This window comes from Weissella sp. DD23 (genome assembly GCF_001579105.1).
GTDB classification, from domain to species: domain Bacteria; phylum Bacillota; class Bacilli; order Lactobacillales; family Lactobacillaceae; genus Weissella; species Weissella cibaria.
The window spans coordinates 15,263-25,473 of sequence record NZ_KQ970399.1; the positions used below are offsets into that span (position 1 = coordinate 15,263).

Genomic DNA, 10,211 nt, shown 5'->3' on the forward strand with positions numbered 1-10,211 from the left:
ATTTTGTCTATGCGGGGGTATGTGTTGCCACTTAGCCAGTTATACACGGTGGATTTTTTATATTTCAGGGTATCAATTAAATTGGCTGGAGTTTTACCTTGCTTATCCAAGTAGTATTGTAGGTTTTCCGCCATGATTTTCTTGTTTACTTGGTCGGTGTTTTCCATTTGAAAGGTCCTTTATTATTTCTTAACTTTTTCTATAACGTTGATATTACTGCGTTTTACGTGACTAATCAAATGTAAAAGTGGAATTTTCCCGTTTTAAACGTGCTTTATTGTTGTTTTTCCCTTTCAACGGGAATATAATTAAATCATCAAGTGAAGGAGGAAGTGATATGAGCGTTAAGTTAACGTTGAAAGCTCTCCGAGCAAATAATAATATGACGCAACCACAATTAGCTGAAAAGTTAGGCGTATCAGTTAGTACTGTGCAATCGTGGGAGAACAAAGGCGTTCAACCAAGAGCTGAACAAATTGCTAAGTTGTTGAATTTGTTCCATGTTAATTTTGAAGACGTTATTTTTTTCTAGCTAATTCCCTTTTAAAGGGAAGATTAAAAAATGTTAAAGGAGACAGTTATGACAAAAGAAGCTGACTTATTCGTAGTTTCAAAGAATTCAGATGCGAATAAGAATGAAAAGTTATCCGCACTGCAACGATTAGGGACAACCGAAGAGCAAGCAACATTTGAAGGCGCTTTGGTTAAATTTAACCGGCAAACGAAAGATAGATTAGTGCGATTGAATACAAGTGCGATTGAGAACTTGTTTGAGTTGTTATCTCGAACAATTAATGAAGACGTGGCTATTCCGCCGATTGCAGATGATAAAAAATCGTTCAAACAATAAAACACCAGCCGATATCGACTGGTGTTCATAACTAAAATCTCGGCAGAGATAGCAAGTTATCCTGTTGCATATCATTAGCTTCGGTTTTGATGTATGTCGGATTAGAAACTGGAGCAGCAATTACTTTAGCAGACTGATTCCAAAATGCATGGGTGTAGAAGAATTCATCGCCGCTTTTGATTGAGCGAATAACTTCTGGAACTGATAAAACGGAACCGTCACCTAGCATGACGGCTTGAATGTGAGTGAGAAACTTTGAGAATGGATCTTCTCCAAGTTTCACTTTAACAATTTCGTGTCGCATGTTGATAGTCCTTTCGTTAGATTTTGAGGTTAATCCTCCCGTTAATAATATCAAAAAACAAAGGAGGCCAATTATGGCAAATGAAGTACAAATATTCAACGGATTGAAGATTAAAGAGGAAAACGGACAAGTTATGTTCGATGCAGAAAGTGCAGCAATTGGAATGGGTATCACGCAAGAGAAGAACGGGATCATTTACGTCCAATGGAAGCGTGTAAATAACTACATAAATAACGTTTCCGCACATGTGCGGAAAGATGAAAATTCGACAGATGTGTCGAAAGTTGAAAAAGGTGATTTCATCACTGAACCACAATTCTACAAGTTGGCAATCAAGGCCAACAACGAAACGGCTGAACATTTCCAAGATTGGGTGACTGAAGAAGTTTTGCCAAGCATTCGTAAGACTGGTGGTTACCAAGTGCAAACAATGACCGAAATGGAAATTGTAGCTGCAAGTGCCAACAAGTTGGTTCAACAAGAAAAGCAAATCGCACAAATTGAGGAGCGCCAAACTTCAACTGAAAGTGATTTAGCTGAGCTGAAGAACCAAATGGGATTGCCTAGCTCAATGCGTCGACGTTTTACTAAAGCTCGCAACAAGCGTGTAGCAGAAGTTATGGGCGGTTATTACGGAGCTGCTTATCAAGCTAAGACAGTACGAAGTGCAGTGTATAAGCAACTTGAACGTGTCGTTAAGAATCGTTACGACATTGAATCGTATGGTGATTTGCCGATTGCGAAGTTTGATGAAGCTATGCGTATCGTTCAAAACTGGCAACCTGATGAAGTATTGATGTTTGCAATTAATGGTGCGAATGAGCAAACACTTTTGGAGGCGTAAGCATGACGACGACGGTAGTGATTGTTATTGCAATAGTGGCGATAGTAATTGAGCACAAGCTTAGTGGTCGTGTGATTAATGAGCTAAACGCTGAAAATCATTCGCTTGTAGACAAACATAACTCACTTGTTGATGAGTACAACAAAGGGCTTGCGTTATCTAAAGAGCCAAATGAGTTAAATCGTGAACTCTTGTTACAGCTATATGCATATCTCGAAATGTTCGGTGTAACGGCTGAACCCAATGATCCTTTTGCATTTCAAGATCAAGTGAAATTAGCAGCAGTTGCGAATGGTTCAGACACAGAAAAGATTGGGCCTAAATTCTTTGAATGGATGTCGTACAAGCATGACCACGGCACACTTGATGAGGTGACATGGCAATCGGTATTGGCAATGCCAAGAAAGTGAGGTGAGAACAATGGCAGAACAAGTAACTCTTCAATTGCCGAATGACATGTTGATGCAATTGGGTGCTCAAGTATTTGAGCAGGCTGTTCAAATGGCTGAGCGCAACATCATGCATGGTCATCAATTTGTTCAAATGTACCGAACGAAGAGCACTCCTGATAATCAACCAACCTTAGAAGATTATCTAGGTGCGATTAGCATGGCAGATTTCAACACATACTGGCGGACGAGGGTTGAAGCCGAGCCGGGCCTAACGATTAAAAAAGGTAAGAGCCAGTTGTTGTATCACGGTTACAAGATTGCGTTGTATATCGAAGAACATGCTGACGAGGTGGTGGGATGAACGAATTGGGAATTGGATATGCATTAGCCGGAATTGCAGCAATCGCAGCAGTTACCGCATGGCTGGTTGATTTTATTGATATGCGGTTTCCGGTGCGACCACGAGATGTTAAGCACACTGAGGCTTACACAAATGCACAGGCAAAAAATAAGTATATGGAGGATTAACAATGAATGACGGATCTATCTTGGTCATGATTTGGATGGTTGCAGCCGCAATTGGAGCATTCATGATGTTGGCCTTGTATGAGTTGGGTGAACGTTTCATTCAACGTGTTTGGCTTAAGTCATGGGGTCCACGAGTATATTTTGCTGGTCGGGCCTTGATTAAGGGTGACGTGAAGGTTGCTCGTAAGTAACTGAATAACCGTGTCCGTCGTTCAACTAGGGTGTCGAGTTACTGCAACGAAATGTTTTCATAAGTGATTTCGTTTCGACATCCGAGTTGAGCGACGGACAGAAAGGTGGCTCAAATGTTTTATGTATTAAAAAAGCCATTAACGACTGCAATCGCTAATGGCTTGGGTAATGAATTTTACACGTTCAATTACCCTTCGATTTTATCACGGGAGGCGAGTGTATGACTAGCTATGAAACGTGGGCGGTGCTTGATACCGGCAAAGTTGTTAAGACTATCGAACCGGTTTATCACCCTGAATGGGCCAAAGCACCGGATACAACGTACATCAAGTTTCAAGAACCTGTAACAACGGGGGATTAAAAAAATGACAGAACAAAACTTCAATGTAACGACGACGCAGACACAACAGTTGATTGCTTCATCCGTTGCAAATGATTTCAAGGGATTGGTTGAAACACAAGGTTTCAAGGTTCCTGAAAACTACCACGTTTCGAACGCATTGCAAGAAGCTGTGGCAATGTTGCCAACAATCAAGGGAATTGAAAACGTGACACCAGATTCAATCAAGAAGTCACTGTTCGACATGGTTGTTCAAGGATTGAGCCCAGCAAAGACGCAAGTATATTTCATTGCATACGGTCGTCAGTTGCAAATGCAACGATCATACTTCGGTACTCAACAAGTTCTGAAGCGATTGCCTGAAATTGCAAATATCGCAGCGTTCATTGTTCACGAGGGTGAAGACTTTCAAGTCGATTACAACGAAGACGGCGAGTTGATTGTCAAAGAACATCACACGGATTTCACGAAGCTGGATAACCCAATCGTTGGTACGTATGCAGTAATCAATAAGACTGATGGTACAAAGCAATACGAAGTCATGACTAAGAAGCAAATTGACGCTTCTTGGGGACAATCACGCCAACTGAATGTGCACAAGAAGTTCCCAGAGGAAATGGCAAAGCGAACAGTAATCAATCGTGCTGCGAAGAACATTATTAACACGACTGATGATGAAAGTGCATTGGTAAATGCCATTAACGGAACCACGGCAAATGAATTTGGGCCTGATCCACGAGATGTGACACCTGAAGTTCAAGAAAAGCCAAGGGGAGCATTTGCTCGTATGGCGAAAAAAGACGTCGTAAAGAGCTTTGAAGAAGCTCATGAAAAAAGTCATGCAGAAGAGTCAGAAAAGGCAGTGGAAGCCCCACAAGAGCCAACAGATACATCAGAGCCAGAAGGAACAGACGAAGTTGTTGCTCCAGAAGGTAGTGTGACAAATGCTCACACCATTCCAGAGATTAAGGCATGGCTAGAGGAACGCAATATTCCATATCCACCAAAGGCTAACAAGCAAACGTTGCTGAACATGGCTGCTGAGTATGAATTCAACATGACAAATCGTCCAACAACAGATGATGAAGAGCTAGACATGCCAGATGAACAACCTGGTTGGGTTCCTGAAGAAAATACACAAACGGAATTCAGCACAGCTGACTTGTTCCAACCGGAGGCGTAATCATGACAGAAGAATATGACTACTATGATCCACGGGACGCATTCGTTCATATGCATGCTTCAACGTTCAAGAATTTCTTGTTTGCTGGCGAAACTGAAGCATTAGCTCAAATGCGTGGTGAATATGAAATTATCGCAAATAAGACGGCTTTGTTAGTAGGTAACTACTTACATTCGTACTTTGAGTCTTCTAAGGCACATCAACAATTCAAGGAAGAACACCCTGAAATCATTTCTACTCGTGGTGCTTCAAAGGGACAGCTAAAGACGGAATACAAGCTTGCTCAGGCAATGATTGACCGTATTGAAGCTGATGAAAACATCATGGCGCTTGTAGATGGCGCACCTGATAAAGAGTCGGTTATCGAAGGTGTCATTGACGGTGTTAAGTGGCGTGGAAAGTTAGATGCAGTCAATTTCGAAGAAGGATATTTCGTTGACTTCAAGACAGTTAAGTCGTTGAAAGAGTACCACGGTTTAATCGGTGGTGAATGGTCAGAGCACTATGGTGAATACGAAAACTTCTTTATCGGACGTGGTTATCACCTACAAATGGCAGCTTATCAAGAGATGTTACGTCAAATGACTGGACGAGAGTTTGAAGTCTACATTGTGGCTGTCAGCAAGGAAGATGAGCCGTTGGCTGATGTTTATCAAATTTCACAGGAAACGCTTGATGCCGGCTTGGAAGAAGTCAGGACACATCAATCTCGAATTGTTCAACTGATTAATGGTGAGGTTGAACCGGACAACGTGAACACTTATAGCCGACTATATCGAACCAACTTCCGAGTTGATCCAGAAAATGTAGTGACTTTGTAGTGGTGAATAAGGACGCTGACTTAATCAGCCGAAATGGGGTGAGAGGCCCAGAAAGGAGTAAAGCATGGGTGGAACATTCGACATGACGGAAGATACAGCCGTCAGGTTTGCTGAATTGATTGCATCTAAGTCGGATACGAAGTTTGACAAGCAACAATTTTTGGAAAACTTCCGTAAAGGTGCGGCCTCAACGGCTGAGGATATTCCAGAAGTTAGTGGTGTTCTTGCTGATAAGATTGCACGTTTTCGTAAGACTGAGACACGCCGGTATTATCCAATGTCGTTATTCGTTTCAGAAGATGTGAAGTTCTTTGAATTCAAGGATTGGAAAGTGCCAACGCAAGAGCATCACGATATTGGTAAAAAGGCAGTCATTGCTGCGAAGAAACTTGAACAAACATCAGGCAACTATGTGTTGGTTGGACGCGCTGGAACGGGTAAGACAGCTTTGTCAGTAGCAATGCTGAATGAGTTGATGAAAGTTAAGTCAGGTTTGTTTGTTAATTTAGTGAATTTGCGGTCGTTGATGTTGATGTCAATCAATGATGAGCGTGCTAAGCAAGACTACAACATGATCATTCGCGGAATGAAGGAAGTTGATGTCTTAGTGATGGACGACTTTGGAAAAGAATCGGGGTCTGGCGGAGCTACTGACAAGATGACGGAAATCTTGTATGGCATTGTAAATGCTCGTATCGGCAAGACAACAATCATCACAACTAATGACAATTTGACTGAGCTGAATGCTAAGTATGACGAAAGCCTTACTAGCCGGCTCATTCCTAAAGACAAGGACAAAATCATCATCTTTCAAGGTATTGATGATTACAGGGAGGCTTAAGCAATGCCAATCATTAAAAAGGGTAGTGCTGATAACTTCATGATGATGCAGAGGCACCCAATACAGCGAGAAGACATGAGTATGCGGGCCAAAGGGTTATTGGCGTACTTAATGAGTTTGCCACAGGATTGGGTTATCCACCGCACTGAATTAGTTTCGCACTTCAAAGACGGCAAAGATGCAGTGTTTGCAGCGTTAAATGAATTGATTGATCAAGGGTATGTAGTACGCCAACAAGAACGTGGAACAAAGGGGAAGTTCGGTGAAGTTACCTACACTGCTTCTGATGTAACTATGCGTTCACCGCAAACGGATTTACCGGTAGCGGTTAAACCGGTGACGGAATTACCGGTAACGGTGAATCCGCATCTACAAAGAAACACTATACAAAGTAACAGTAATACAAAGAAAGATAGTGAACAAAAGAGTGAACGTCGGACCGACAAGACAGACGATAACTATAGTAATAGCGCTGTAACAGCTATGTCTGTCATCAGTCAATCGATTACTGATAACGGTTTGGACTTTGTTTATGGGCCGTTACAACGGCAACAACTGCAAGAATATGTCACTAACGACGGTATGGATGCAGAAGTTGTAGCTGATGCAATTAAGGTCACTCGTGAAAGCAACCAAAACTCATTCAAGTACACAGACGGTATTTTGAAAAATCGCCTAGCAAAACATTTGCTGACAATGAGTGCCGTAATTGATAACGAGAAGAAGCGTAACTACGCCTCTGATAAGTATGGTGACAAGCAGCAGAAGGAGATTTGGTAATGGGTGACAAGAAGTCCCGAGTCGTTGCCAATGTGTTTGGTGATCAACGATATTGGGGAAACTATTCGTTGAAGGCTGCCGGTAGCAAGTTAACCGAGTTAGCCAAGGCGTTTGAGTTGAGTGACAACGATATTTGGCTAGAACAAGCAATCTAAATTGAATGAGTGTGCCGGTATCGGCGGGTATGGGTGGGCTTAAAAGGAGCGGAGCATGACAAAAGAAAAGAAATTGGCGCAAATTAAAAGCCTCATCAGCGATTTTGCTAACGAGGCTTCCGAAAATGAACTATCAGTGTTGCTAGAGATTGCAGCTCTTGCCAACACTGAATATAACCAGAAGTTATTCAGTCATGTCAACGACGAATGAATCTGAGGCAATTCCACTTTTGATGGAACCGATCGTTTTTTCTGCGGACCATTTAGTAAGGTATGTTTCACTTGTTGCCACGATCTCGTGGTTATCAGATTTGATTGTGAAATAGTACTTAGAGTCAGAAGATTTATAAATAACAAAGTACATGGTGATACTCCTTTCAAATTTATCGTAACAAGTGTTAGCAACCAATCGGACAGACTGCTAACAAAATAATTATAGCACGTTTATGGAACACGGTCGGAGGGGTCAAATGAAACTAAGCAGTTGGATAAATCAGCAACTAAAACAACAGAACAAGTCAGTTTATTGGCTTGCGAAGGAAACCGGAATTGCCACCAGCACGTTGTATGCGGTTATGAATGGAAATAACAAAGCACTCGGATTGGAACGGTTAATTAAGGTTGCGATTGCACTAGATGCAGATTTGAATGAATTGAAAAAATAATCGTCAAAAGAGGTGTAGCAAATGGGCAAGAAGATGCCAAAGTACGTTGTATTCAATAAGAACGTGGGTAATCGGTTTCATAAGCCGGTGACATCTGGTGACAACTTACGGTTGTTGCGGACTTATTACAGCGGCGACGCGTACGAAATTATGCGTGTTGTTCCGTTGGTTGAACGAGAGGAGTGGTAAGAGATATGTGGATTGTTAAGTACAACACGGCGACGCGTCGTTGGTTCCAAACTGAGAAGGTTACTCAGGTTGAGGTGTTTGCAACACGTTCAGAGGCAGCAATGTATATGCACGCATTGATGAAGAATGACTATCACCCATGGTTGGAACGTGTTCAAAGTGAGTCGGTTGAACGATTACTGACATCATCAGTTGAGAATGCCTTCAATTGGGCCCGGGGTTCATTTGGTAATTCTGAACTAGCTAGTGTGTCATCTGTAGCGATTGCAGATGCCTGGTGGAAGAGTGGTGAAGCTCAGAATGAATAATCGTTTAGTTATCCCAATGTCGGCATTCGAAATTCCATGGCGCGATAAGAAGTCGTCTTCAGTTCGGATGTCGTCGTTGACGTTGAATAAGTACGTTGAAATCAGCGGGTTGACTCGTGGTCGACCAATTCTTAATCGGCACAAAGCAGCTATCCAGTACAAAATTCAACCGATCGTCGTTGAAGCCATTACTAATGGGCTTGAGATTGAGTATCCAGCCCAATTTAGTTTCGAATGGTACTTAAAGGACAAACGAACAGACCTAGACAACATTGCCTTCATGCATAAGTTCGTTTTTGACGCATTTCAGAAGGTTTCGGTGCAGGATAAGGAATTTATGCCGGGAGATGGTTTGAAGTTCGTGGCGGGCCTGTCAGACGTTTTTGCGGGTGTCGACAAAGGTAATGAACGAGTAGAAATTTCTTGGCAGCATGTTGATTCAAAGTGAGGCATAAGTCATGGAAGACAAACGAGGTGAACCATGGACGGTTGATGACGTCGATAGGCTGTTTGTTTTGCTCAATCAGGGGCTTAGGAAGCGTGACATGAGTTTCTATCTGTTGCGAACCGAAAACGCCATACGAGCCAAACTGTGGCGAATTATGAAAGAGCATCAACGGAAGAAGGAAAGGTTTATGGATTTACCCGAAACAACGGTGCGGGGATGGTTCATGATTTTGGACAACAAGCCATTGTTTACCGAAATTGAACGTGATGGGTACGTTATCAAGAATATCGGCCCCAACAGGATTTCAGTTATCGGCAAAGAAACGGTTAACAAAGAAGTTGGTCAATGGTTATTCAGGAGCGACTTCATTGAAGGTGATCCGCACCAAAACAAAGAAATTATTGAAGAAAAACAGGCCAACGAAACACAGTTGAGTTTGTTCTAGGAGAAGGATATGTGGGAAGTATATTGGCACACGCCATATGGAACGGTTGAGTACGTTGATTCAGATACTGATTACGATCGGTTGGCAGGCAAGTATCACGGCAAGATGTTTGAAATTGTGGAGGCTTAGTAATGGCACGAGAAATCAAGTTTAGAGCATGGTACACACCGTTTAGTGGAAGTAAATTCGGTCAGAAATTTGTCTATGGAAACAAAGTGCTTTCTTTGCAAAGCATGAATCCAGACCGCTATGTATTAGAGCAATATACAGGCATGACTGATATTAACGGAGCTGAAATCTACGAGGGAGATCTGTTGAAGGACGTTGATGATGGATTTGTTATTGGAGATGTGAAATTTTTGGATGGAATGTGGCGTGTGGCTGACAACTTCTTAAGCGACGTGCGACTTAATGAAGTCATAGGGAACATTCACGAAAATCTGGACTTAATCAAGGCGGTGGATTGATGCAAGCAGTTAAAAAGGCGATTCCGGTTGATGTATATCAATTTGGCAAAAATGCGGCAGTACCTGATTGGTTTGCTAAGGCGTTGAGTGACAGACGAATTGTTACTTATACGAATGATGAGGCAAATCCGTTCAGCAAATCAGACGAGGTTGAAGTCATTACGTTAGAAGGCGTAATGCACGGTAACAAGGGCGATTATGTCTTACATGGAAAGAATGATGACATTTGGGTAGTCCGCGAAGATATTTTCAACGACACGTATGAGGTGATCAAGTGACAACGAAGGATGATACGTACAATACAGTGCTAGCACGTCGATTAATCGGTGAGTTGAGGAACGACAAGATTGTTGTGGATAGCATGGAAATGAAGGCGAATGTTGAAAAGAACGTCAAATCACGAGATTACTGGCGTGGATACAACGAAGCAATTGATGATGCAATTAGTCGAATTAAGCG

The 10,211-nt window shown here is 42.2% G+C and carries 24 protein-coding genes; 22 read left to right on the forward strand and 2 right to left on the reverse strand.

What is annotated here, in order from left to right; genetic code table 11:
- Window positions 1-337: 337 nt before the first annotated feature.
- Window positions 338-532 (forward strand): helix-turn-helix transcriptional regulator, encoded by a 195-nt coding sequence (locus WEIDD23_RS10800; protein WP_062358986.1) that lies wholly within the window; start codon window positions 338-340, stop codon window positions 530-532.
- 48 nt (window positions 533-580) lie between these two features.
- On the forward strand, window positions 581-850 hold the full coding sequence (locus WEIDD23_RS10805) for a hypothetical protein (RefSeq protein ID WP_062358987.1): 270 nt from the start codon (window positions 581-583) through the stop codon (window positions 848-850).
- Between the two features lie 31 nt (window positions 851-881).
- Here WEIDD23_RS10805 and WEIDD23_RS10810 read toward each other — a convergent pair whose 3' ends face one another.
- Entirely contained in the window at window positions 882-1,154 is a 273-nt protein-coding gene (locus WEIDD23_RS10810) for a DUF3892 domain-containing protein (protein ID WP_062358988.1), read from the reverse strand.
- 73 nt (window positions 1,155-1,227) lie between these two features.
- On the opposite strand from WEIDD23_RS10810, the gene WEIDD23_RS10815 reads away from it, so the two are divergent.
- From WEIDD23_RS10815 to WEIDD23_RS13205, 12 genes are all read left to right on the forward strand, one after another.
- A complete protein-coding gene (locus WEIDD23_RS10815; protein ID WP_062358989.1) occupies window positions 1,228-1,998 on the forward strand; it encodes an ORF6C domain-containing protein in 771 nt (256 codons plus the stop codon).
- Window positions 1,999-2,000: 2 nt separating this feature from the next.
- Complete coding sequence (locus tag WEIDD23_RS10820; RefSeq protein WP_062358990.1) at window positions 2,001-2,408, forward strand: hypothetical protein; 408 nt, start codon at window positions 2,001-2,003, stop codon at window positions 2,406-2,408.
- 10 nt (window positions 2,409-2,418) lie between these two features.
- Entirely contained in the window at window positions 2,419-2,751 is a 333-nt protein-coding gene (locus WEIDD23_RS10825) for a hypothetical protein (protein WP_062358991.1), read from the forward strand.
- Window positions 2,748-2,918 carry a hypothetical protein gene (locus WEIDD23_RS13190; RefSeq protein ID WP_156469634.1) on the forward strand — a complete coding sequence of 57 codons (171 nt, stop codon included), beginning with the start codon at window positions 2,748-2,750 and terminating at the stop codon, window positions 2,916-2,918. Before WEIDD23_RS10825 ends, WEIDD23_RS13190 begins: the two co-directional genes overlap by 4 nt.
- A 2-nt stretch (window positions 2,919-2,920) precedes the next feature.
- Window positions 2,921-3,109 carry a hypothetical protein gene (locus tag WEIDD23_RS10830; RefSeq protein WP_062358992.1) on the forward strand — a complete coding sequence of 63 codons (189 nt, stop codon included), beginning with the start codon at window positions 2,921-2,923 and terminating at the stop codon, window positions 3,107-3,109.
- A gap of 221 nt (window positions 3,110-3,330) precedes the next feature.
- A complete protein-coding gene (locus WEIDD23_RS13195) occupies window positions 3,331-3,471 on the forward strand; it encodes a hypothetical protein (protein WP_156469635.1) in 141 nt (46 codons plus the stop codon).
- Between the two features lie 4 nt (window positions 3,472-3,475).
- The gene (locus WEIDD23_RS10835; RefSeq protein ID WP_062358993.1) at window positions 3,476-4,633 is read left to right on the forward strand and encodes a recombinase RecT; all 1,158 of its coding nucleotides are present in this window, start codon (window positions 3,476-3,478) and stop codon (window positions 4,631-4,633) included.
- A 2-nt stretch (window positions 4,634-4,635) separates the two neighbouring features.
- The gene (locus tag WEIDD23_RS10840) at window positions 4,636-5,454 is read left to right on the forward strand and encodes a PD-(D/E)XK nuclease-like domain-containing protein (protein ID WP_062358994.1); all 819 of its coding nucleotides are present in this window, start codon (window positions 4,636-4,638) and stop codon (window positions 5,452-5,454) included.
- Window positions 5,455-5,518: 64 nt separating this feature from the next.
- On the forward strand, window positions 5,519-6,295 hold the full coding sequence (locus WEIDD23_RS10845; RefSeq protein ID WP_062358995.1) for an ATP-binding protein: 777 nt from the start codon (window positions 5,519-5,521) through the stop codon (window positions 6,293-6,295).
- 3 nt (window positions 6,296-6,298) lie between these two features.
- Entirely contained in the window at window positions 6,299-7,075 is a 777-nt protein-coding gene (locus WEIDD23_RS10850) for a DnaD domain protein (protein ID WP_062358996.1), read from the forward strand.
- Complete coding sequence (locus WEIDD23_RS13200) at window positions 7,075-7,230, forward strand: hypothetical protein (protein ID WP_156469636.1); 156 nt, start codon at window positions 7,075-7,077, stop codon at window positions 7,228-7,230. The genes WEIDD23_RS10850 and WEIDD23_RS13200 overlap by 1 nt, the downstream gene beginning before the upstream one ends.
- Window positions 7,231-7,285: 55 nt before the next feature.
- The gene (locus tag WEIDD23_RS13205; protein WP_156469637.1) at window positions 7,286-7,441 is read left to right on the forward strand and encodes a hypothetical protein; all 156 of its coding nucleotides are present in this window, start codon (window positions 7,286-7,288) and stop codon (window positions 7,439-7,441) included.
- Here the strand turns inward: WEIDD23_RS13205 and WEIDD23_RS12850 are convergent.
- Entirely contained in the window at window positions 7,415-7,594 is a 180-nt protein-coding gene (locus WEIDD23_RS12850; RefSeq protein WP_082778340.1) for a YegP family protein, read from the reverse strand. The genes WEIDD23_RS13205 and WEIDD23_RS12850 overlap by 27 nt on opposite strands.
- Before the next feature lie 106 nt (window positions 7,595-7,700).
- Here WEIDD23_RS12850 and WEIDD23_RS10855 point away from each other — a divergent pair, with 106 nt between their 5' ends.
- The 8 genes from WEIDD23_RS10855 to WEIDD23_RS13775 all read left to right on the forward strand — a co-directional run.
- Window positions 7,701-7,895 carry a helix-turn-helix domain-containing protein gene (locus WEIDD23_RS10855; RefSeq protein ID WP_062358997.1) on the forward strand — a complete coding sequence of 65 codons (195 nt, stop codon included), beginning with the start codon at window positions 7,701-7,703 and terminating at the stop codon, window positions 7,893-7,895.
- 21 nt (window positions 7,896-7,916) lie between these two features.
- Complete coding sequence (locus WEIDD23_RS13770) at window positions 7,917-8,084, forward strand: hypothetical protein (RefSeq protein WP_186434539.1); 168 nt, start codon at window positions 7,917-7,919, stop codon at window positions 8,082-8,084.
- A gap of 5 nt (window positions 8,085-8,089) precedes the next feature.
- A complete protein-coding gene (locus WEIDD23_RS10860) occupies window positions 8,090-8,392 on the forward strand; it encodes a hypothetical protein (protein WP_062358998.1) in 303 nt (100 codons plus the stop codon).
- The gene (locus tag WEIDD23_RS10865) at window positions 8,385-8,840 is read left to right on the forward strand and encodes a hypothetical protein (protein WP_062358999.1); all 456 of its coding nucleotides are present in this window, start codon (window positions 8,385-8,387) and stop codon (window positions 8,838-8,840) included. The genes WEIDD23_RS10860 and WEIDD23_RS10865 overlap by 8 nt, the downstream gene beginning before the upstream one ends.
- 10 nt (window positions 8,841-8,850) lie before the next feature.
- Window positions 8,851-9,285, forward strand: a complete 435-nt coding sequence (locus WEIDD23_RS10870) for a hypothetical protein (protein WP_062359000.1) — start codon at window positions 8,851-8,853, stop codon at window positions 9,283-9,285.
- Window positions 9,286-9,416: 131 nt separating this feature from the next.
- A complete protein-coding gene (locus tag WEIDD23_RS10875; RefSeq protein ID WP_062359001.1) occupies window positions 9,417-9,752 on the forward strand; it encodes a YopX family protein in 336 nt (111 codons plus the stop codon).
- Complete coding sequence (locus WEIDD23_RS10880; RefSeq protein WP_062359002.1) at window positions 9,752-10,030, forward strand: hypothetical protein; 279 nt, start codon at window positions 9,752-9,754, stop codon at window positions 10,028-10,030. Before WEIDD23_RS10875 ends, WEIDD23_RS10880 begins: the two co-directional genes overlap by 1 nt.
- Window positions 10,027-10,211: hypothetical protein (locus tag WEIDD23_RS13775; protein ID WP_197458880.1), on the forward strand; the 185-nt coding region annotated here is incomplete at its 3' end. The genes WEIDD23_RS10880 and WEIDD23_RS13775, both read left to right, overlap by 4 nt.